A 22,264-nucleotide genomic window follows, 5' to 3' on the forward strand; every position below is an offset into this window, starting at 1 on the left:
AATTATGCTCCGGAATTCTCAAATGTGGGCTGCCCCGCTTGATAGACTTCAGTAACTTGTAACTGCTGATCCAACGCGACAAAGTTTGCCTGCTGGCCAACTGCAATTGATCCCTGAGATTGCTGCAGATCAAGGGCGGTTGCTGGTGTAGTCGATGCCATATACAAAGCATCCTCTAATGCAATGTTGCAATGCTTAACAGTATTGCGAACAGCATCAATCATAGTTAAGCAAGAACCGGCCAGAGTACCATCAGGGGTAGTCAGTCGATTGTCAGACTTAGTAATCGTGGTTTCAAAAAACGGCATTTGCGTAGCTTCACTAGCCGCCAGCGCCATAGCATCGGTTACTAAGCAAATTCGCTCCTTGCCTAAAGCGCGTGCAGCTACCTTGCAACAGATAGGATCGACGTGATAGCCGTCAACAATTAAACCCGCATAGGCGTTTGGCGCTGCCAATGCAGCACCTACCATGCCGGGTTCACGGGACTGCATTGGGCTCATCGCATTAAATAAATGAGTAAATCCAGTTGCCCCTGCGTCTAATGCAGCACAGGTTTGTTCAGCAGTCGCGGCTGAATGACCTAAAAATACAATGATCCCATCTTCAACCAATTCCCTAATCACCGCTGGCGCAACATTTTCGGGAGCAAGCGTCACCAGAACCTGACCTAATCCCGTTGCGCGCAGCATAGCTAGTTCCGATTCTTTTGGCGCGCGAATATAGCGTTCTGGATGGACACCCTTGCGCGCTCGACTCAACCAGGGCCCTTCAAAGTGCACCCCCACAATCGCGTTAGGTAAGGACTTTCGTGCAATAGCGATAGCGCAAGTCGCTTCCTGCATCTTGGCTTCGCTATCGGTGATCAAAGTTGGCAACATTGCCGTTGTGCCGAAGCGCTGGTGGGCATAAAAGATTTGCTCTACAGCATTCGCGTCGGTTTGTTGATTGAGTAAAAATCCGCCGCCACCATTAACCTGAATATCGATAAATCCCGGAGCTAATAGCTCGACTGTTTTTGAGCCGGAAGCATCCGATGTCTGTGGCTTAATAGTGGTAATAATACCCTTATCAATGCATATCGTTTGGTTTTCCAGCCACCCTTGTGGGCTTAAAACCTTTCGACAATTAATCATCATAACGTTTGTGTCACTTTCTTAAGCCCAATTGGCTCATCTGGATTCAATCCCAAGTCAGCGGCAATTGACTCAATATCGAGATAAAAGCGCTGCATTACTAATAATGCGTGTAAACGCGGGTGCAACTCACTCGGTACCGTTAAGCTACGCACGCGAGCACCGCGCGTTTCCACATCGCGAATTTGCTGCTGGTGCGATTCAAGCGATTCGTCAGCAATACCAATATCCAATACCAATAAGTGGTTATGCGCGAGCGTTACAGGGCCATGTAAAAATTCAGCACTACTAAAGGCCTCAGCATGAATACCTAAAACCTCTTTGAGCTTTAGCGCTACTTCTCGTCCAATCGCATACCCGAAGCCACGACCTAACACTACGCAGTGTTTAACATCTTGTAAATCGTCGGCTGTCAGTTGCGCGGGTAACGCCTGAACCCGCTGCAATTGAGAAGGTAATAAAGTGAGAGAGTGATTTAGCGCTTCATCACCCATCCAGCAGCCGAACAGCTGACACAGCGCATGCAGGGTAGCTAAATAGCTCTTGGTCGCAGCGACCGCCTTTTCTTGATTGGCGTGTAAGGGTAAAACAAAGTCGACTACTTCAGCCAGCGGAGACTCAACGTCATTTACCAATGCCAACGTTGTTGCACCACCGCGTTTTGCTGCTTCTGTCTGACGCAAAATATCGGGGCTACGGCCTGACTGAGAGATTACGATAGCTAATGCACCGCGTAAGTTTAATTGACTACCAAATACACCTGCAACGGATGGTGCGGCGGCACACACAGGAATACTGCACCCCACTTCAAACAGATACTTAGCAAAAACGCCCGCGTGATCAGAGGTGCCACGGCCAATCATAAAAATCATTGTTGGAGGCTGTTGGCGCAAACGCTTCGCCAGAGCCTCACAGGCCTGTTGGTTTGCTTGGCGTTGCTGAGCGACTACGTTAGGGGTATCGCTCGCTTCTTGGAACATCAAGCTTACATTAGACATCTGAATCTCCGTGATAAATATGCTGAAAATAATACAGGGCGCCCCACTCAGGGCTTTCTTTGGGCGAACAACATACAGCTTGAATCGCTGGACTTAACCAAGGCCTAATCGCATTAGCAACGCCACCGACTAGGGCCAACGAGCCACCTGAACGCTGTAACGCGTGGTCGGCAATAATATTTAAGTAGTCACAGGCTTCATTAACGATAGTCAAACCAATAGGGTCTTTTTGCTGCGCGGCTTCGATAACCATCGGCGCTAACTGCGCAAATAGTGCTGGCGAGCGCTGATTAAAGGCGTCGACCAGCATTTCTGCTGAATTACACTCATAGTTATCAAACAATTGGCAAGTAAGATCGGATTCTGGAACAACACCATCGATGCTGTTTAATGCGTAGCTCACTAAGGCTTTACCTAACCATGCGCCGCTCCCCTTGTCGCCTAAGAGGAACCCATAACCGCCAAACTGTTGAATTTTGTTAGCGTGCAAAGAAGCCGCACATGAGCCAGTACCTACGATTAAGACTGAACCGTCTTTGCCGGCATGTGCACCAATGACGGCAGAGTAGAGATCGGACGTAAATGCAAAAGACTTAAAAGGGTGGTGCCATGCAGAAAGCGCCCCGCTCGCCGATGCAATATTGGCGCCCGCAAGTCCAGCATAGACAGGCAAATTAGGGACTAAGTCCGCAGGGTCAACTCCGGCGCGTTGTAACGCAAGTTCAATTGACTCAACAATTGACTGCTGTGCCACTTGAATTTCACGCGATACATTCGCGGGGCCTGCCACTCCGTCGGCTACAGGATTTAAATCTGCATCAAAAACGGTCGCTTTACATTTAGTTCCGCCACCGTCGACACCGATTAGAAAAGGGGATTGATGCATATAACTATCTCTTTTTTGGCGCTAAGCAGTCGTCAGCGCACACACTTCGACTCGCGACTGAGGTGTCAGGCAAGCGGCTGCGAAATATCGTATCAGCCGCATACGCTTGTTGTTTATTCACCACTTGCCATGCATTGTCGACATAGGCTTCAGTGACTAAATTAGGATAAAGATTATTGAAACTGTACTCACCTTGGCTGCCTTTCACACCCGGTGGCGGTAAACGGAAATTAACCCCGCGTGCTTCTAAGCGCGGCAAGTGGAAACGCGTTAACTGCTGGGCAAAACTCACCCATGCCTTTTGCTGGTGCGCTAATAACTGCTCACGGCCCTGACCTTTACTCGTCACCACTTGCTCAGCGCTTGCGCTCCACTCAGGCTTTGCCCAGGCGCGCTCTGCAAGCGCATAGAGCCGCGGATACAACATGTACTCTAGGGTTTGGGGAGAGCGAATCACTTCACTCCAAACCTGTCCTTGGATCCCCAATGGCTGGCTGTTGCTGAGTGCATGTTCATATGCAAAATCGTGCCCCTTGCGCTCGGTCCATAACCATTGATGGACCGGCAAAACTTGCGGCGTAAACTGGAATACTTTAAAGACATCAGTATTTTTTGACGCCCAATAGTAACCGGGCTCATGGGGATGATTCTGATAAGGAAAATCAAAATAAAGCACATCAGGGAATGAATATACGCTGTGAGCGGGTGATTCGTTCCAGGCATGCGCAGTTTCGGCGCCACCTGCCGCCAATGTGGTCCATACAGTCACTAACATATCCGCGGCACGTTGCTCGGTTGGAATAGTGCCCATACCATCACTCCAGCCCGCCAGATTCAGCCCTTTCTGTTGCGTCATTGCATACACTTTCTGGACAAAGTGGCCGAGTAAATCATGCACATCGTCAAGCGTCAGAACTCGCCCCAATAGTGCCTCACACGCGGGGGAATTGACCCATGCACCAGCAGTTTCGTCGGCACCTAAATGGAAAGTCTTAAGTGAGTTACCCGCCTGTTGATGCATAGCCTGAAGTCGCGAGACAACAACATCAACAAAGCGATAACTTGAATCGATACATGGGTTGAGAGTATTGTCGTTGTAATACTGAATTGACGAGTAAACAGTCTTATCAGCTGGGTCAACCAAACGATAAGTATGATCCCCTGATGCAGACCAACGCTGCTCCATAGCTTGCACCGCAGCGCGCGCGTGACCAGGTGTATCAAACGATGGGATCACTTCGATATTGCGCTGCTGGGCGTACTGCAATAACTCAATATAGTCTTGCTCGGTTAGATAACCATTCACTTGCGCTGTGCGATGAGGTCCTGCACCCAGTTGAGGTTGTAAACACTGAGTATCGTCGGCACAACGAAAGGCGCCCAATGACGTTAACTCAGGAAACTCTTGAATCGCGATACGCCAGCCTTCATCGTCGGCAAAATGCAAATGCAAACGGTTCAACTTGCCCAAGAACATCTCGTCAAGGAGAGTGAATAGACTATTCTTACCGTTGTAGTTCCGCGCAATATCGATATGCATGCCACGGTAGGCATATTCGGGCGCATCATCAATCGCGCCGACAGGTATTTGCTGGGTAGGCGCATCGTATAATTGCGCTAGTGACAGCAGTGCATATTGTACAGACTGAAGGTTACTTGCTTGAACAATAATACTATCTGAGTCAATCACTAAACCGTAGTGTTCATTTGGCAGCTCATTGACTTGCCAATTAACGACTAAACCGTCATCGTTGAACACGATTCCCGCTTGTAGAAGCTCATCTAAAGCCGGCTTTACGCCGCGATTAATTAACGCCCGTACATTTAATCCTTTAGTTAACACAATGTGTTCACCTGACCACTGTGCAACTTTCACATTAGGAACAATGCGTGGTTCAGAAGGTTCTGAAGCAACGCTAGCAAATGCTGAATAGTAATCGTATAGCCACTCACTGGTCGCAAGCGGTAATTGATCATCTTCGCCCCGCGTAAGGCGATTTTGATCATTGAAGTCACCAGCATGAGCGGCGTAGTTAATCTTAGTATTTTCATCGACCACAGCTTCAGTCGATTTGACAATACGAGGCTGTAAGCCGGCGCCACTGACATACATATTGGGGACAATGTCAGAACGGCTCACATGCCAAAACTGGGCGATAAAGGGCACCTTAACAGTCTCACCTGCTGCAATAGCATTGATGAAGTTGACCTTGTGTAAATCACCATTGACGTGCTCTATACTCACCACATTACTATCTACATCGCGAATCGGCACAAGATGACTAAAGAACAAGACCCAATCATCTGCGGGCGCTGCGTGTGGGAATGTAAAGGTCAACTCAGCGGTAAAACACTCTGACAACTCAACCCTAGCGCAAGCAGCTTTGTCTGTTGTACTCAACACCTGATACTGAACGTCGAGTGTCGCTGCCAATAAATCTAAGTCGGCCTGTTTAAAAGGTTTAGAGTCTACTGACAGGCAGCCAGTGACAGCCATTACACTTAGTAATGAAAAAGCGCGCACAACCGCTGAAGCACTGTTCAACCTTTTTGCTAATACTGCCATAATTGATAACGCTGTCATTTTCTTGTCAAACCTTCGTGAACGGTTGTAAATTTGTCTAGAAACACGTCTTTGCGTTGACTTTAGAGAGATTTAACTCAACCCTTTTGACAACGCTGTCATTAAAATAACTTTACAACATGCAGGTATTGCATGCAAACTTTTGTTAACAATTGCTGAAAATTTTCTTCAATAACAATCTAACCAACTGTATTTAATAAGGATTCTGGTGAAAACTACCATAAAAGACGTAGCCAAACTGGCCGGTGTATCATTTAAAACGGTCTCTCGCGTCATCAATAATGAGGCTTCCGTAAAGCCACAAACGGTAGAAAAAGTTAATCAAGCAATTGCGCAACTCAACTATCAACCTAATACAGCGGCGCGTAATTTGGCCAGTGCCAACACCTATGCGATTGGTTATGTTTATGACAATCCAAATGCGTATTATGTGATCAACATGCAAAATGGTATTTTGGCTGAATGCCGCAATCGCGGCTACGAGTTAATCATCCATCCCTGTCATGCCACTTCGCCGACGCTGACCGAAGAAATAATTAAAATGTGCAAACGGTCGCAGCTAGCCGGTTTAGTGTTGTCACCACCGATGTCAGAAATGGCGGGGGTTATGGACTCATTGGATGAACTAGCCATACCCTACGTGAGGATAGTGTCGGGTAGCGCAACAAAGCGCAATCATCGTCCCTGTGTGTTTGTTCACGATAGAGATGCCGCACGCAATATTGTTGAACACTTGATTGCACAAGGTCATACCCGCATCGGCTTTATCTCGGGAGACCAAGGTCACCGCTCTACAGAAGAGCGCAAATTAGGTTATCGCGAGGCACTGACTAATCACGGTATTCCACTGGATCGCGAGCTGGAAATAGACGGTACTTACTCGTTTGAAAGTGGCGTCAAAGGTTTTAAGCAACTCCGCGCCCTGGGCGATCAGCCGACAGCCATTTTTGCCTGTAACGATGAAATTGCCTCAGGTAGCCTATTCGCTGCCCGTCTCAATGGCTTAGACGTGCCTTCGCAGCTAGCCATTGCTGGCTTTGAAAACAGTCCATTTTCACTGCAAACATGGCCCAAATTAACTACAGCTGCGCAACCGACCGGGGAGATTGCCAGTCAGGCGGCAGCTACATTAATTGAAGAAATTCAGTCAAAACGCACAGGGCGTCTGCCAAGCGAAGTAGCACAGCATACCCACTTCCACCCTGAATTAGTGGTTCGTGAATCGACGTATATACCGGATTAAGGAGCCAAAAGCGCTCCTTCTACAACTTAATAAATATCCTTTTCATATAAAGCAGTTTAGCCAGCCCATACAGGATTAACGTGAATGCTAATGCATAAACTAGCGATGCTAATTTGTCTGGCATTAAATCCGCGAGTTGCTGATAGGCAAAGGTTTTAATCGCAATCGCAGAATCATCCACGGTAATATCGACATCGCGCAATAGTGCTGCGAATAACCACGCAGCGATGTACAGTGCTAATGCATTACTACCGTATATTCGCAATGCATTGAACCCCAATTTAATATCTCGCACGTTCCAGCAAGCGACTATTAATGCCATACACAAACACGCTATGCCATTGGTCATGAGCACAAATGAACCTGTCCACAGACTCTTGTTGGCCGGATGAATCAGAGACCACACATAACCAATGCATAGAAATGCGACGCCTACTATCAGCAAGCGTCGCAGCTGTTGAGTATGGTCGGGGTTTGTAAATACTTGTACTGATACTAGGTAACCACTTAACACCGTAATGCTAGCGGGCATGGTACTCAACAACCCTTCAGGATCAAACGCCATGCCTTTGCCTTGCCACATATGCTCCGATCCTAGAATGGCTAGATCGATATGTCTGACTAAATTTCCTGCCACGCTGTAATCAAAGTTACCAACGCCTACTAGCAACCACCAATATGCCAACAACACCAACCCGCCAGTAACTGCCAAAAGTCGCTCAGGAACCACTGAAATCAGCAGTGCTATTATTAAAAAACATAATGCAATACGCTGTAGCACGCCAAGAATACGCAATTCATCCAATGGTTGAACAAAGGGAAAAGCATGTAGGGCTAAACCTATTAAAAATAATAGGCAGGCTCGTTTGGTAATTGCGAAATAGTTGAAATCTGGCGTGCCAATTTTCGGTCGCAGTGAACAAGCCATAGATGAACCAACGGCAAATAAGAAAAATGGAAAAACCCAATCTGTCGGTGTTATACCATGCCAGTCGGCATGCAGCAGTGGCCAATAGACATGCCCCCACGAGCCGGGATTGTTAACCAGTAGCATCAGTGCCAGCGCCAAACCACGAAATATATCAATGCTGTCTACGCGTCCTAAAGATGGGTTGCTCATGCGCTTTGCCGGTGTAGTTGGGTTAAAAATTCATGATGCCTGATGGCTTGCAGATTCAGGTTACTGGCACCATTTCGAATTGACTGCAATAGAGCTGCATTAGTGTCTTTGTCAATATGTAGATCAAGCTTGGGATAGTGCTGCATGCCATACAGTACATAGCGATAGTTCTCGTCAGTAAATGTGGTTGAATAACCACCCGCCAAATCCATAAATTCACAGACCTTGGCGCGCCATATCTCGAGCTTATCGGCCAATCCTGGCTGGGCCTCTACAGAACGCTGAGCAGCTTGCCAAAAAGCGGTATCGTCTCTGTCGGTTAAACAATAGTGCAGAACAATAAACTGCTTGAGATCTTCATAAATCCCGGCCATTTTTTCATTGTAACTGGCACGCATAACTGCAGGATTCGATTGCCCCGAATAGTGGGTGGCAAACAACCGAGCGCCGAGATTGATCAGGTGTAAACCGGTAGATTCCAAAGGTTCAATAAAGCCTGCTGAGAGCCCAATGGCTAAACAATTACCAATCCAACTGCGTTTTAGTCGCCCAACGCGCATGGCTAGATGTAATGCTTTTTTGTGCTCTTTGGGATGCCCTAAATGGGCCAAAAGTTCTTGCTCCGCTTGCTCCGGACTTATCTGGTCTGAGTCATAGACATAACCATTACCACGTCGATTGGCTAAATCAATCTGCCAAGCCCAGCCGTGATCGAGTGCAGTAGCGGTAGTGTATGTGCGCGGGGTTTCTCCACTCGCGTAATCACATTGAATAGCAACAGCACGATCACAAGGCAGCTCACGCTTGAAAGAAATCCAGTTATCGTCATCCAGCGCATTGATAAGTAAGCCCTTAAACCCGCTACAGTCAATGTAAAAGTCAGCGTTCTTGCGCCCCTTATCAGTAACAATGGCTGTGATTGTTTCCCCTTCAGCCTCAACATTTTGCACAGTCTCAACCGAGTGACTAACGCCGCGCTCAATCGCTTTTCGTTTTAAATATTCACCTAATAGCACAGCATCAATGTGATAGGCATAAGGTAAATACCCTTGATAGTCTCGATGCTGAGAGGTCTTCGCTGCAGCCCCACGCTCGGCCAATAGTGCACTGAGAGAAACGCCTTGATCATAGCGTTCTCTTTGATAATGCTTTCCTGCTAGCCACTCTGACGCAATATCGTATTGTCCAGCGGCTTGCTGTTGTTCAAAGGGGTGAAAATACTGATGTATTCCCTGAGCAGTGGGCATCATCCAGTTGTTGAACATGATCCCCAACTTTAATGTCGCGTTGGTTTCTCGCATTAGTTCGCGCTCATCTAAACCTAACGCTGCAAATAAGAAGCGTATACTATGCACCGTCGCTTCCCCCACACCAATTGGACCTTGATGAGGTGATTCAATTAAAGAAATCGCTATTTTTTGTCCCGATTTATTAAAATACTGCTGTAAGTACAGGGCAGTTATCCAACCGGCGCTACCGCCACCAACAATTAACAGGGATGAAGGAGGTTGACTCATATTAAATTCTCTGCAGTCCGTATTCGTGGACTTTTTCAATTAGTTCTCGATGGGGCATTAATACCTTGTTCAAGCTCGCCAAATGGGCTTGCATAATGCTGCGTTGTTGCCCGCTCAATTGCCCGTCGCTGTTATCAACATTTGTATTCAGTAATGGTCTAACATCCATGCCTAATAACACGTAAAGATGATTGGCTAGATTGAAAACACCCGGACGTAAATCGATTTGTGATGGCAACTGCGTATGCCATTTAGTCAGCATCTGGATTAGCTGCGGCGACCAAGTATTCATGTCACGGTGCGCGCGCCAAAAATCGCTATCATCGCGTTGTGACAGGCAGTAATGCAGCTTGATAAAATCAAACACACCTTCCCAAACACTGCATAATTGCTGGTTGAATCGCCTTTGTAATTGACCTGAACTAAGCGACAGGGTTAATGAGGTTGAGTCGGCTTCGCTTAACATTTGCGCTAATAGTTGTGCGGTTTTGTCGAACATTAACAAACCGGTTGCTTCCAGTGGCTCAACAAAGCCTTGTGACATTCCAATTGCGACACAATTGTTGCGCCAAAACTGCGCATAATGACCACTGCGCATGGGGATCTTACGCGGCTCAGTAAGCAGGTTATTCTGGTCTTCTAGACCTATATAATGGGCTAACGTTTCGCGAGCATCTGCTTCGGTCATGTGTTGCGAAGAATAAACGATTCCAACACCACGGCGTTCTACCAAGCCGATGTCCCAAATCCAACCAGCGCGATGGGCAGTAGCCAGTGTCGCGCACGCAATGGTTTTTTTAATACTGGAATACGCTACTTGGGTCGCTATCGCGGTATCGGTGAAAATTTCATCCGCTTTACTGATAAATTCGGTTTCCAGGCACTGTCCCAGCAGCAGTGAACGGCCCCCCGAGCAGTCGATAAATAACTCAGCCTCGATGCGTTGACCGTTTTCAGTCAGCAAATACGCAATACCACCCGCGTTATTTTTAACGCCTTTGGCTATTTCTAGTTGCTGATAGTCAACGCCGAGTCTTTGCGTGGCATTCTCTGCGAGTAGCTCGCTAAATTTTGCCGCGTCAAAGTGGTAGGCGTAGTTACAAACCCCATGGAATTCGGCTTGAATAAACTTTTTCGGCGCCAATCCAGCTTGAACGAGATGTGACTGCACGGAAAACGTGTCGGCAAAATTCGCTGCTTTAAAACCGTGATTAATCCAATCACAGAGTGCTTCCTCAGATTCTATTTGCGGGTAGTCGAAGATGTGCTGATAAACATGCTGGGCTCCATCGCTTTGCGGTGGCTGCCAGCCGATAAAATCAATACTTTGCTTGAATGTCGCGGAGCAGCGTTTGATCAATTCAGATTCAGAAATACCAAAATAGTGAAGGCTATCGCGGATCGATGGCACGGTTCCTTCACCAACGCCAACAGTCGGTATATTAGGTGATTCGATTAAGGTTATTGAATAAGGCTTGGCGGTCGATGCGGCGAACTTTTCATCCAATGCGCGTGCTAAGTGATTCGCAGTTAACCATCCGGCAGTGCCCCCTCCGACAATAACTATTCGTTGCTGAGATGACGCTGCGCTGCACATAGTGGGTCAGTTAGAGCTCTCGTCTATGGAGCGCTAACCGTGAGTCCTAACGATCAAGCGGTTAATCTGCTTGAGTGATTGCTGTATTGCATATATCAATGCCAGTGCGCCGTTGTCGCGTAATTTGACTAGCACATCTGGGGCCAGCGTATTGAGCTTTTGTTGGTTGATCACGTAAATACCGTCAAAACTGATTTCTTCGCTACCGGTTTTGATATTAATTGCCTGTGCGTGGAGCAGCTCATAGTGCTCAAGTAAATTCATCAGCTGCATTGTTTGGCCAGCCATCTCGGTGTGAGATTTGAGTAGCTTGATTTGCTGCTCTAGGAACTGACTTTTGTTGCCTTCGGCATCAAACAGCGCTTCACCTGATTCAACACCGACACGAGCAGGGTCGTCAATTATACAAATCTCGAGTTGTTGCGTTTGTGCGTTTTCGCGCAACGCAAAAGGATACAATCGCAGCGCACGCGGCACATAAATCGCATCATACTGTTCACGACCGCAATACAAGTTGGTTTCTGGCTTTAAACCTTGGATAGCACACAGTGTAAATGCGCCCGTTTCAGAGTTCTTCACTACCACCAACGGAAACTCTAGTGCTGCGTCGAATATTTCATCCGTCATAATTGGAATTAAGTGTTGCTCAGCGGCGTGATTAAACTGACGATCGAGAGAAACTTTGTAGTCTTTATGCTCGTTTTCGTTGAGCGTATGAAGGGCATGAGCCATGTGGATTATCCTTTGTCGGCGAGTTGCCGTGTTGAGCTTTTACAAAAATGACATCCTAACGTATTCTGCAGTAAAAAATGAACTGATTAGCTATGTTGGGCTAGGAAAGCACCCAACATAACTAACCAGTTAAACGGCAGGTTTAGAACCTGACTAACACACCCGCAGTAATTCGTCGTGCCATTTCATATTCATACAATGGGAAGCCTCGGGCAAAACCACTGTAGTTGGTCTGGAAGTTGTTGTTACCTTTCTGCACTGAAGATTCTTCCGTTAGATTATTAACCGCAAAGCGCACATCGATGTTATCGGTAACACTGTAAATTGCGGTTAAATCCAAGCTGCCAAAGTCGTCATGCAATCGGTTACCATAAGCACCACTCTCACGCAGCATGTACTCGCTTCGCCAGTTGTAAGAAACGCGAACTTGGAAGTCATCAGTTTCGTAGTAACCCGATACGTTATACGAGTGGCGTGAACTGTCGCTCAACACCGAGTTAGCGTCTGTAAAGGTATCTTCGTCAGCTTTGGTATCAGTGTAGGTATAGTTGAAAATAGTACCGAATCCATTTCCAAAGTCTTGTTGATACTGAAGTTCAACACCTTCTATTTCAGCGGCTTTACCATTGTCTTTCTCTTGCACTGTCCACTCAGTTTCGTCTGGGCGCAAAACGCCCTGGAACTGAATTTCGTCTTGGCTTGCGGTGTATTCATTGATTGTCACGAAATTCTTCACATCTTTCTTAAACAAAGTTGCTGACAACAGTGAATCATCGTTGAAGTACCACTCTAGCCCTAGGTCGAACTGGTTAGAAACGAATGGTGCAAGACCAACGTTACCAATGATCCAGAACTGGTTGTTGGGCGTGTCATCATTAGCGCCAACAGGGCTCGGGTTAACATACATATCATCATACTGTGGACGGGCCATCACACGTGCGGCGGAGAAGCGCAAGAGTAAGTCATCCTGAAGATCCATAGTCATGTTAAAACTGGGTAGTAGTTCAGCGTAGTCGGCTTCAGTACTGGTATAAACATCGTCAAGATAGTAATTAGATGTAGCGTCTGTGGTCACATAGCGCACACCAAAGTTACCGCGAATGCCGTCAGTCGAGTAGTTCGCCATCGCGTAAATCGCGAAGTTGTCTTCCTCGATACCACTGTACGTACCCAAGTCTTCCGTTTGACCTACGATACTTGCCTTCGCCCATGCTTTTAGTGCCTCGGCATCAAATTGTTGAATCTGATAATTACCCGCCCCCACATCATAGGTGCCTAGAGAGAGGCCGCTGGTAGAAATACGATTATCAAAGCCATCTGCTTGATCAAAGAAAAACTGACGACTCGTCGTCTCGTGCTTCGAGAACTTGACGCCGGTTTTGATGCTTTCAACTGGACCGTAGTCTACGTTAAATAGCACATCAAACTGTGCATAGGTTTCATCGTCGGTCTTCGGCGTTTTGTTAAACGCAGCACCTTGTCCCATTACCAAGGAACCTGGGTCGTAGCTTGCGATATCCAAGTTCGGTAAGCTCCAGGTTTGATTGCCATTGGTGAAATCATAAGTTCCATTTACAATCGGAGTACCACCAGTTCCATCGTCTACAACCATTTCAAAGTCTGTTCCACCCGTTGAGCTTGTATCACCCACCTGAATAGTTAAATCGTAATCGTCAGTTGAATAATTAAGGGTTAAATCGATCACATCAGACTTCATCGACGCTTCGCGTGGACGCGCTTGATAGAATGCAACGTTTAGTGGGCCCGCAGCTTGTGTACCGATCGTCGGCGCTGTGCCGTTACCACCAATCCAAGCCGTGGTCTCGCCAGCACCCCATGATGTGTCTGCTTGAGTCAGCCAAAGCGCATAGTTGGTGTTATTCGCATCCATTTCCATATCAATAACGTTAAGTACCAATTCGAGAGAATCCGTAGGCTGATATTGGAATGTTGCATTTAATGACTGGCGGTCACGGTCTTGAGTAAATCCAACGGGGCCTGCCCCCCACTCCCAGAACGCTTCGTTACCCTGACGCTGTAAAGAGCGCTGCTGCTTTACGGCTGATACTAGAAAGCCAAAGTTCTCGTCTTCATTTTTCCAGCTGTACAAGCCAGAAAGCTGTGGGTCAGTTTCACCGGAATCACTCTGATATTGACCTTCCACTGAACCATAAAAAGTCCCAGTATCCAGATCAAGCGGCTTGCGTGTTTTGACCACAACAGTACCACCAACACCGCCTTCCGCAAGGTCAGCCTGCGAGCTTTTGTAAACTTCTAACTTACCCACTAATTCTGACGGTAAAAGCTCATAGTTAAACGAACGCTTAGCGGGCTCTAAGACAAACCAACCAGTTGATGCTACGTTTTGACCGTTCAGTGTTGTCAATGTGAGGTCAAGTCCAGCCCCGCGAATAGATACGCCAGCGCCTTCACCAAACTGTCTTTGAATAGTAACGCCTGGAATACGTTGAAGTGATTCAGCAACATTTTGATCCGGAAACTTACCAATATCTTCGGCATTAATAGCATCTAGAATGCCATCCGCGTAGCGTTTGTTGTTTAAGTTTTCTTTGTTACTTGCGCGAATACCGGTTACGGCAATGCGTTCAATATTGTCTGCAGCGTCGCCTGATTGCGCGAGTGCATGGCCCGATGTAAACGCAGCACCGCCGAGTGCAGTGCTAAGCAGTGCAGTTTTAATGCACATCGCTAGCCGGTTGGTTTTTGCTGTTTTCATTTCAAAGTCCTATATCCAAGTCGATGAGCGACAACGTTGTCATTTAAGTTTCAAAAATAAGCGTTTTAGTCATTCATTGAAGAAAATCAAAATGACAACGCTGTCGTTGAAATAAACATACTATAGGATTTTTATGATCGCAATCAAAAAATTACAATTAGTTAACAAGTTTTTCGATAAATTGCCTAATGACTAGGCAGTCAGATAACTTTTAGCCAATGAAAACAGTAGGTTAATTGAAACTGATAAATTCTCAAAAATACTCTAAAACAAATTGATTGCGTAAAATTAGCGCACGGATTTTGAGATTTTTACACGCTGACAAAACCGCGACTTAGGAAATTGACAACGTTATCTTTACGCAAGGTAGGGAGTTTTAGGCTTTACGTGACGATAGAGCTTAATAGGTGGAATGAAAAAGTCGAGTAGACTCGCCCGACTTATTCTTCCATTTGACTATCAGGGGGTAACTGTTGTCTGGCTTTTTTGATTAAGTCTGCGTTTTTTGTTCGTTCCATGGGTTTAACACCATTGTGCATGGCTGCCTTCGCAAGTATGTGCGCAGTTACCGGTGCGGTAATGACCAAAAATAATGTGATTAATAATTCGTTAATACTTAAGAAATCGCGGACATACGCCATATAAATCATAGACGCCACTAAAATACTGCCGAGTCCCACAGTTGTTGCTTTGGTCGGCGCGTGTAAGCGCGTGTAGAGATCTTGTAGCCGACTTAGGCCAATAGAGCCGATCAGAACAAAAACTCCCCCTATGATCAGTAGCACGGAAATAATGACTTCAGTTGCAAAACTCATGTTAATTTTCTCTCCATTCGCTACTCAATGATATCGCCGCGCAGTAAGTACTTAGCAAAGGCCACACTGCTTACAAACCCCAACATCGCAATCAACAAAGCCGCCTCAAAATAAAGGCCCGTGCGATTGTACATGCCGTACAACAAAATTAGAGCAATGCTATTAATGTACATAGTATCCAGGGCTAGAATACGGTCAACGATATGCGGCCCAGTTAACAAACGCCACAAGTTCAGCATTAAGGCAGTACACAACATAATGCCAACAATAATAATTGAGATATCTAACATTCGAACATCTCCTTAACTCTGCGCTCGTAGCGTTGCTTAATAAGGTCAATTAACTCCTGTTCATTGTCAGGCATATTGAGCACGTGAACATAGAGCCATTTCTTATCACTCGAAACTTCAGAACTCACAGTTCCCGGTGTCATCGTTACCGTGCTCGCCAAGACCGTAATCGGAAAGGTGTCGCGTAAATCGAGCGGGACAGCAATAAAACCTGGTTTGATATTGCGCATAGGCCCCATCACCAATAATGCGACTTCGATATTAGCGACAAAAACGTCTTTCAAAACCAATAGTACGTATTTAGCAGCTTTTATCGGCCTGCGCACATGAGGCTGTGGTACACGCAGGGGCTGACATAAGAGCGGAATAACAATACCCAAAACAGTGCCAAGAATAATGTGACCCAAGCTCATGGTAGAATTAATCATCAGCCAAATGATCAGCAACATAAAGCTGTGTAATGGCATAGGTAAAATTCGTGTGAGCATAATTAATTCACCCCATCACTAAGCTTCATAAGATCTAACAATGCATCGATATCGTGCAGTTGGTTCGCGGCCTCAGTCGTATACTCAACCGCAAACGCGCCGAATATCACCATTGCGAAGGACGCTAGTAGTAGCAACACAACACCACTCACTTGCCACGCCGACACCATGCTGGATTCGTCAGGATCTGCGTTCGGTGGATACCGCCAGAACAATGTTGTACCTGCGCGTGAAAGTGCAACTATAGTTAGCAAGCTAGAAATCAATATTGCCGACCAAACCCAAGCTTTCTCAACCCCCAAAGTTACCGATTGCATGATCACCAGCTTGCCCAAGAAACCCGAGAATGGTGGTAAGCCTGCAACCGATAATGCCGTAATAAAGAACAACGCCCCCAATAAAGCCGGTTGGCTGACTTTACGCGCTATAACGAAACGATCCAAGGCCTTGCCACGCTGTTGTCCCAGCATATCAGCGATTAAAAATAGTGCGGCGGTAATCAAGGTACTGTGAACTAAATAAAGCAAACCCGCGGCTGTTGCTTCTGGCGTACGTAATGCAAAAGCGATTAGCAAGGTACCTACTGAAACAACGACTAAATTACCCGCTAGAGTCCGCAGACTGGGACTCGCTAGCACGCCAATCGTACCCACCACCACGCTTAACATAGCGAGTGGCCATATCCACGGTGCAATCATGTTGGCCAATTCCCCGGCCTGATCGCCAAAAATAACGGTATAAACGCGATAGATACAGTAAACACCGACCTTGGTCATTATCGCAAACAGTGCAGCTACTGGAGCAGTTGCCGCAGCGTACGTCCGAGGTAACCAAAAGTGTAAAGGCAACATGGCTGATTTAAGACCAAAAACGATCAGCAATAATGAGCCACCCGCTTGCGCAATTAGAGTTTGCCCCTCGGTTAACTCAGTAATGCGCTGAGACATATGCGCAATATTCAGCGTACCGGTTGTACCATAGATAGTTCCAAGCGCGATCAAGAATAGGCTTGAACCGATCAAATTCAGAATGACGTAATGAATATTAGCCGCAGTGCGCTGTTTGCCACCGCCGTGAATGACCAGGGCATAAGAAGAAATCAGCAGTACTTCGAAGAAAACAAACATATTGAAAAGATCATTGGTAAGAAACGCGCCATAGATCCCTAACAATTGAAATTGAATCAAAGGGTGGAAATACCGTCCTTCGCGATCGACACCGGAAAACGAATACAAGGTGATGCCTAAGGCTAGTAAGCTGGTTAAGCACAGCAACATTGCCGACAGCAAGTCCGCATACAGAATAATGCCGAATGGTGGTTGCCAGTCACCCACGGCATACATCATCGGGCCAGTAGTCATCACTGAGCATATCAACCATACACTGCAGGCAAACTGCAAAGTTATTAAACACAGTGATGCGGTTCGACGCGCAGCATAGCGCTCAGCCCCAACAAACGGCGGCAGTAACATAAACAAGCCGCCCAGAAGTGGAATTACCAGTGGCAAGATGGGTAAATGTATACTCATTTCTTGCCTCGCGTAATATCGATAAGTTTCTTAGTATCTGGAGGCTCACGCCCGTCTACCAAGTCATTGCCCAAATCCGCACGCCCACGCATAGCCAATATCACCACAAAGGCAATCATGGCAAAACCGATCACGATAGCAGTCAAAACCAGAGCCTGTGGTAGCGGATCGGCATAGTCTTCGGCTAAGCCCAATACCGCAGCACCTGTCATATTCAACCGCCCACTGGAGAACAAGAATAAGTTAACCGCGTACGACAACATAGTTAACCCAACAACAATAGAAAAGGTTCTACCTCTTAGGCACAGAAACACGCCACAAGCGGTAATTATGCCCACACAAACTACGTATAAACTTTCCATTATTCCTCCGCCGTCGGCCGGTGAATCGAGGTTAATTTACCAAGATTCGCAAGAATCAATAAGGTTGCGCCAACAACCGTCAGGTACACACCTAAATCAAAAATCAATGCACTGGCCAGCTCTATTTCACCAATGAACGGAATATCGAAATAATCAAACCATGTGGTCATAAAGGGCCTACCAAAGAACCAGCTACCCACTCCGGTAAAGGTTGCGATCAATACCCCCCAAGCAATGAGTGTTTGATAGTTGATCGTTAAGCGAGGCTTGATCCAATCAACACCATGAGCAATATATTGCTGTATAAGTGCAATACTGGTTATTAAGCCGGCGATAAAACCGCCCCCCGGCATATTGTGTCCACGCAAGAAAATATAGAAAGAGACCAATAGTGCAAGCGGTAGTAGGCTCTGTGAGATCATAACTAGAATGGGTGGATGCTTATCCTCTGACCATGGGATACCTTTCTCATTAGCCGACGTCATAGAGAGGCGAATATCTGCGAGTAACTTAAAAATACCCAATGCAGCAACACCCAATACCAAAATCTCACCTAAAGTATCTAAGCCCCTGAAATCGACCAAAATAACGTTAACCGCATTGGTACCGCCACCGCCAGTTTTACTATTCGCCAGATAAAAGTCAGAAATTGTATCTAACGGCTGAGTCATAAACGCGTAATTAATCGTGGCAACGATACCGCCAATGGCCGCTGCAATGCCTATATCGCGAACCACCCTCGACGGTGAAGACTCTGTTAACGTACTTTTGGGTAAGAAATACAATGCGAGGATTAACAAGATTACCGCCGCCACTTCAACCGCTAACTGGGTGAGCGCGAGGTCAGGTGCAGAGAAGCGCGCAAAGGCAACAGAAACAATCAATCCAACAACTGACAGCGTAATTAGCGCGAGTGCACGTTTGCGATGGAAAATTACCGTAGCTAGAGCGCTAATACACAATATAATCGCGGCCACTGTGTCGACAAAAGAAACCGGTTGTTCCGGCAAATGCGCCTTGGACACACTGAGGTCGATCAGTGGTACCGCCATGATCACCATAGCAAAGGTCAGCAGCGCAGCAACATAACGCTGCAGGGAGCCATTACTGAGGCCTTCATCGATGCGCGTGGCAACGGCAACTATGCCCTGAACCCAGGCTTCAAAAATCAATTTTGCGTCAGCTTCCTCAAACTGCGCCTGGAATCGGAATAAGTGGCTGCGCGCCGCATAGACGACTACCCCACCAACAATGGCGATGATACTCATGATCAATGGCATATTTACGCCGTGCCATATAGCTAAACTGTAGTAAGGCAGTTCACTGCGCAATACTGCACTCGATGCGCTTGCCAAGAAATCACCCACCAGAAATGCCGGGAAAATCCCGACAGCGATACACAGCACAATCAGTATCTCCACCGGCACTTTCATGAAGCGCGGAGGTTCATGTGGTGTTTTGGGTAAGTCTGTGGCCTCGCCATTAAAGAACACGTCGTGAATAAATCGCAGAGAGTATGCCACCGCAAAAATGCCGGCCAAAGTTGCTAAAACAGGTACCATCCAAGATAAGAATCCGAGTGAATCTTGATTGAGTGATTCGGCGAAAAACATCTCTTTTGACAGGAAGCCATTAAACAACGGAACACCAGCCATCGCAGCGGCAGCCACCATCGCTAATGTCGCGGTATGCGGCATAAACTTCCACAAGCCGCTAAGTTGCCGCATATCACGTGTGCCCGTTTCGTGATCAATGATACCCGCAGCCATAAACAGCGAGGCTTTAAACACAGCGTGATTCATTATGTGGAACAATGCCGCCACAGTAGCCAGCTTAGTATCTAAGCCAAGCAGTAATACTATCAGGCCTAAGTGACTTACGGTTGAATATGCCAATAAACCCTTTAAGTCATGCTTAAACAGTGCGGTATAAGCACCCAATACAAGGGTTGCTAAGCCTGCGACCGTAACGATTAGGAACCACATGTCGGTACCATTTAATACCGGAAAAAAGCGCGCCAATAAGAAAATACCAGCTTTTACCATAGTTGCAGAATGCAAGTATGCACTGACTGGCGTAGGCGCGGCCATTGCGTGTGGTAACCAAAAATGGAACGGGAATTGAGCCGACTTAGTAAACGCACCCAGTAGTACCAAAATCAGAGCGATAGGGTACATCGCGTGCTCTCGAATTAAATCGCCACTGGTAAGAATCACTTCTAGATCATAAGAGCCTACGATATCGGCAATAATCAATAAACCGGCCAATAGCGCCAGACCGCCAGCACCGGTGACAGTAAGCGCCATCCGCGCGCCCTTGCGCGACCCACTTTTAGAGCCCCAAAAGCTGATAAGCAAAAATGAGCTAATACTGGTGACTTCCCAAGCCATCCAAAGTTGTAAAACATTGTTAGCTATAACAATCGATAGCATTGCTGTCATAAACAACAGTAAGTATGCAAAGAATCTACCGGCTGCTTCATCTTTTGATAGGTAATAGCGTGCGTAGAAGATGATAAGCAAGCCTATACCTAGAATCAGCAGCGCAAACATTAGGGCCAGTCCATCAAGGCGCATTGATAGCGTCAACCCGATTGCGGGTATCCACTCAAGTGTCTCAATAACGGTGTTGCCGGCTAAAACTGTTGGGACTAAAGAAATGACATAGGCAAAGGAAATTGCGGGAGCGATCATAGTGCAAAGCGTATTGACGTTCCGCCCGTATCGCTCTGTGACAACTGGCACTATGACGCCAATTAACATGATCACGGTAATCCAAAAAAGGCTCATGAATGGGTTTTGCTCCAGTCAAATTTAATCATGGTAGGTAGAGTATCAGTACTTGATCAGGTCTAAGTCAATATATATTGCCAATAAGTTAAGCGTTTATAAATAGATAGACCGCCAAGTGATGCTAAGTTTAAGACTAATTGCAGCGCATTTCTGTTCGTTTTTCTCTATTGGAATTCATCGATATGGGGTGGGTTTGTTGAGCGTAATGGTTGCAATACCGCGGTAGCCCGCAATAGACGCTCTTCCACACTTCCACTTAACAACGTATACGAGATATCCCGGTCGTGTAGCTGCTGCGTTATAAATTGCTGAAACTCTTTACGTTTAACGTCACCACTGCGCTCCCAGGTATCCTCAAAGGGAATATCATCAGCACATAAAAACACCACATCAAAACGGTCTTTGCTTTCGTCAGCGAGTTTATCCAATTCAGGTAACGCGCAACCATAGTAATCAATCGCAAAGTGCCAGGTGGTCAGCGCGTTAGTATCTACGATCAAAAAGTCATTAGCAGCGCCAATAGCCGCATCCTCTTGGCGAATTTGTTCTTCGGCGATATACAGTAACTGCTCTTGAGTGAGCAGACGGTCAACTTGGTTTTCCATCCAATAAGTACGCCCAAACTCAGCGATATATTGCGTGTTGTAGTGTTCAGCAACACGTTCAGCAATGGTGGTTTTACCTGTGCTTGGCGCACCTAAAAATACCACTCGCTTTACTCTGTTCTCTGCCATATAGAGAGTTTTCCCTAGTATTAATTAGCTGCCGTGGTTTGCGTTTTATACTGAAGCAACCAACTTTTGTATCCGAATATACACATAATTAGAAAAGTACAATATAACATCGCGGTCGGATACAATCCTTTCTGTAGATATATGTATATGGCAACAATGTCGACCACAATCCAAAACAACCAATTAAAAATATAGCGCCGTGTGAGCAACCACTGTGCAACTAAGCTCGTGCTAGTAGTGAATGCATCCGGGTAGGCGAAGCTCGCATCCGTATATGTATCCATCATGGCGCCTAGAACGCCAGCAGCAACAATTGCAATTAACGCCCAGCGCACGATCAAAATTGCGGGACCACTTTCGACAATTAACTGTTCCTGTGTACTTTGATGATGGCGCCAATTCCACCAACCGTAGATTTGCAAAAACATATAAACCACGTGCAAACCTGCGTCTGAATATAACTTGGCATGGAAGAATATATAGGTATACAACGTGACTTGGATAAAACCGAAAAACCAACACCATATATTGCGCTTAATCAGCATATATAGGCATAAAAAGCCGCTAAACGAGGCTATGATCTCTAGGGTGCTGGCACCTAAAAAACCGCTGATAAACTCTTGAATCGACATCGCAATATTTAAAGAAGATTTCTAAACACAAGGCTATCTGATTGGACGGGTAGTGCAAGAGGAAGCGTTAAA

18 protein-coding genes are annotated in these 22,264 nt (G+C 46.4%); 1 reads left to right on the forward strand and 17 read right to left on the reverse strand.

All coding sequences use genetic code 11. The features are described from left to right. Window positions 1-2: 2 nt before the first annotated feature. Genes nagA through QTP81_RS00580 form a run of 4 tightly spaced genes read right to left on the reverse strand, consistent with a single transcriptional unit; the run spans window position 3 to window position 5,604 of the window. Complete coding sequence (gene nagA, locus QTP81_RS00565; RefSeq protein ID WP_289362994.1) at window positions 3-1,139, reverse strand: N-acetylglucosamine-6-phosphate deacetylase; 1,137 nt, start codon at window positions 1,137-1,139, stop codon at window positions 3-5. Further along, on the reverse strand, window positions 1,136-2,134 hold the full coding sequence (nagB-II, locus tag QTP81_RS00570; RefSeq protein ID WP_289362995.1) for a glucosamine-6-phosphate deaminase NagB-II: 999 nt from the start codon (window positions 2,132-2,134) through the stop codon (window positions 1,136-1,138). The genes nagA and nagB-II overlap by 4 nt, the downstream gene beginning before the upstream one ends. Then, entirely contained in the window at window positions 2,127-3,020 is an 894-nt protein-coding gene (locus QTP81_RS00575) for a glucosamine kinase nucleotide-binding domain-containing protein (protein ID WP_289362996.1), read from the reverse strand. The genes nagB-II and QTP81_RS00575 overlap by 8 nt, the downstream gene beginning before the upstream one ends. Window positions 3,021-3,024: 4 nt before the next feature. Beyond that, entirely contained in the window at window positions 3,025-5,604 is a 2,580-nt protein-coding gene (locus tag QTP81_RS00580; RefSeq protein WP_289362997.1) for a family 20 glycosylhydrolase, read from the reverse strand. A gap of 196 nt (window positions 5,605-5,800) precedes the next feature. On the opposite strand from QTP81_RS00580, the gene QTP81_RS00585 reads away from it, so the two are divergent. After that, window positions 5,801-6,847, forward strand: coding sequence for a LacI family DNA-binding transcriptional regulator (locus QTP81_RS00585; protein WP_289363367.1), 1,047 nt, complete (start codon window positions 5,801-5,803; stop codon window positions 6,845-6,847). Window positions 6,848-6,866: 19 nt separating this feature from the next. Here QTP81_RS00585 and QTP81_RS00590 read toward each other — a convergent pair whose 3' ends face one another. From QTP81_RS00590 to pnuC, 13 genes are all read right to left on the reverse strand, one after another. Further along, window positions 6,867-7,967, reverse strand: a complete 1,101-nt coding sequence (locus tag QTP81_RS00590) for an acyltransferase family protein (RefSeq protein ID WP_289362998.1) — start codon at window positions 7,965-7,967, stop codon at window positions 6,867-6,869. Beyond that, window positions 7,964-9,484, reverse strand: a complete 1,521-nt coding sequence (locus QTP81_RS00595) for a tryptophan halogenase family protein (protein ID WP_289362999.1) — start codon at window positions 9,482-9,484, stop codon at window positions 7,964-7,966. Before QTP81_RS00595 ends, QTP81_RS00590 begins: the two co-directional genes overlap by 4 nt. A gap of 1 nt (window position 9,485) precedes the next feature. Beyond that, window positions 9,486-11,081: a tryptophan halogenase family protein gene (locus QTP81_RS00600; RefSeq protein ID WP_289363001.1), complete on the reverse strand. Its 1,596-nt coding sequence runs from the start codon at window positions 11,079-11,081 to the stop codon at window positions 9,486-9,488. 33 nt (window positions 11,082-11,114) lie between these two features. Continuing rightward, window positions 11,115-11,813 carry a SapC family protein gene (locus QTP81_RS00605; RefSeq protein ID WP_289363002.1) on the reverse strand — a complete coding sequence of 233 codons (699 nt, stop codon included), beginning with the start codon at window positions 11,811-11,813 and terminating at the stop codon, window positions 11,115-11,117. A 142-nt stretch (window positions 11,814-11,955) separates the two neighbouring features. Continuing rightward, on the reverse strand, window positions 11,956-14,550 hold the full coding sequence (locus QTP81_RS00610) for a TonB-dependent receptor (RefSeq protein ID WP_289363003.1): 2,595 nt from the start codon (window positions 14,548-14,550) through the stop codon (window positions 11,956-11,958). Between the two features lie 440 nt (window positions 14,551-14,990). Then, window positions 14,991-15,365: a Na+/H+ antiporter subunit G gene (locus QTP81_RS00615; protein ID WP_289363010.1), complete on the reverse strand. Its 375-nt coding sequence runs from the start codon at window positions 15,363-15,365 to the stop codon at window positions 14,991-14,993. Between the two features lie 20 nt (window positions 15,366-15,385). Then, window positions 15,386-15,655 carry a K+/H+ antiporter subunit F gene (locus QTP81_RS00620; protein ID WP_289363011.1) on the reverse strand — a complete coding sequence of 90 codons (270 nt, stop codon included), beginning with the start codon at window positions 15,653-15,655 and terminating at the stop codon, window positions 15,386-15,388. Next, window positions 15,649-16,143: a Na+/H+ antiporter subunit E gene (locus tag QTP81_RS00625; RefSeq protein ID WP_289363012.1), complete on the reverse strand. Its 495-nt coding sequence runs from the start codon at window positions 16,141-16,143 to the stop codon at window positions 15,649-15,651. Before QTP81_RS00625 ends, QTP81_RS00620 begins: the two co-directional genes overlap by 7 nt. A 2-nt stretch (window positions 16,144-16,145) precedes the next feature. Continuing rightward, window positions 16,146-17,672: a monovalent cation/H+ antiporter subunit D gene (locus QTP81_RS00630; protein WP_289363013.1), complete on the reverse strand. Its 1,527-nt coding sequence runs from the start codon at window positions 17,670-17,672 to the stop codon at window positions 16,146-16,148. Then, entirely contained in the window at window positions 17,669-18,034 is a 366-nt protein-coding gene (locus QTP81_RS00635) for a Na+/H+ antiporter subunit C (protein WP_289363014.1), read from the reverse strand. Before QTP81_RS00635 ends, QTP81_RS00630 begins: the two co-directional genes overlap by 4 nt. Then, entirely contained in the window at window positions 18,034-20,823 is a 2,790-nt protein-coding gene (locus tag QTP81_RS00640) for a monovalent cation/H+ antiporter subunit A (protein ID WP_289363015.1), read from the reverse strand. The genes QTP81_RS00635 and QTP81_RS00640 overlap by 1 nt, the downstream gene beginning before the upstream one ends. 167 nt (window positions 20,824-20,990) lie before the next feature. Beyond that, window positions 20,991-21,560, reverse strand: coding sequence for an ATP-binding protein (locus tag QTP81_RS00645; protein ID WP_289363016.1), 570 nt, complete (start codon window positions 21,558-21,560; stop codon window positions 20,991-20,993). A 20-nt stretch (window positions 21,561-21,580) separates the two neighbouring features. Next, a complete protein-coding gene (gene pnuC / locus QTP81_RS00650) occupies window positions 21,581-22,192 on the reverse strand; it encodes a nicotinamide riboside transporter PnuC (protein ID WP_289363017.1) in 612 nt (203 codons plus the stop codon). Window positions 22,193-22,264: the final 72 nt, after the last annotated feature.

The organism is Neoalteromonas arenosi (genome assembly GCF_030362855.1).
GTDB classification, from domain to species: domain Bacteria; phylum Pseudomonadota; class Gammaproteobacteria; order Enterobacterales; family Alteromonadaceae; genus Alteromonas_E; species Alteromonas_E arenosi.

Coding starts and splice junctions, on each gene's coding strand:
- nagA (WP_289362994.1), bottom strand. CDS start 1,139: ATGATGATTAATTGTCGAAAGGTTTTAAGCCCACAAGGGTGGCTGGAA.
- nagB-II (WP_289362995.1), bottom strand. CDS start 2,134: ATGTCTAATGTAAGCTTGATGTTCCAAGAAGCGAGCGATACCCCTAAC.
- QTP81_RS00575 (WP_289362996.1), bottom strand. CDS start 3,020: ATGCATCAATCCCCTTTTCTAATCGGTGTCGACGGTGGCGGAACTAAA.
- QTP81_RS00580 (WP_289362997.1), bottom strand. CDS start 5,604: ATGACAGCGTTATCAATTATGGCAGTATTAGCAAAAAGGTTGAACAGT.
- QTP81_RS00590 (WP_289362998.1), bottom strand. CDS start 7,967: ATGAGCAACCCATCTTTAGGACGCGTAGACAGCATTGATATATTTCGT.
- QTP81_RS00595 (WP_289362999.1), bottom strand. CDS start 9,484: ATGAGTCAACCTCCTTCATCCCTGTTAATTGTTGGTGGCGGTAGCGCC.
- QTP81_RS00600 (WP_289363001.1), bottom strand. CDS start 11,081: ATGTGCAGCGCAGCGTCATCTCAGCAACGAATAGTTATTGTCGGAGGG.
- QTP81_RS00605 (WP_289363002.1), bottom strand. CDS start 11,813: ATGGCTCATGCCCTTCATACGCTCAACGAAAACGAGCATAAAGACTAC.
- QTP81_RS00610 (WP_289363003.1), bottom strand. CDS start 14,550: ATGAAAACAGCAAAAACCAACCGGCTAGCGATGTGCATTAAAACTGCA.
- QTP81_RS00615 (WP_289363010.1), bottom strand. CDS start 15,365: ATGAGTTTTGCAACTGAAGTCATTATTTCCGTGCTACTGATCATAGGG.
- QTP81_RS00620 (WP_289363011.1), bottom strand. CDS start 15,655: ATGTTAGATATCTCAATTATTATTGTTGGCATTATGTTGTGTACTGCC.
- QTP81_RS00625 (WP_289363012.1), bottom strand. CDS start 16,143: ATGCTCACACGAATTTTACCTATGCCATTACACAGCTTTATGTTGCTG.
- QTP81_RS00630 (WP_289363013.1), bottom strand. CDS start 17,672: ATGAGTATACATTTACCCATCTTGCCACTGGTAATTCCACTTCTGGGC.
- QTP81_RS00635 (WP_289363014.1), bottom strand. CDS start 18,034: ATGGAAAGTTTATACGTAGTTTGTGTGGGCATAATTACCGCTTGTGGC.
- QTP81_RS00640 (WP_289363015.1), bottom strand. CDS start 20,823: ATGAGCCTTTTTTGGATTACCGTGATCATGTTAATTGGCGTCATAGTG.
- QTP81_RS00645 (WP_289363016.1), bottom strand. CDS start 21,560: ATGGCAGAGAACAGAGTAAAGCGAGTGGTATTTTTAGGTGCGCCAAGC.
- pnuC (WP_289363017.1), bottom strand. CDS start 22,192: ATGTCGATTCAAGAGTTTATCAGCGGTTTTTTAGGTGCCAGCACCCTA.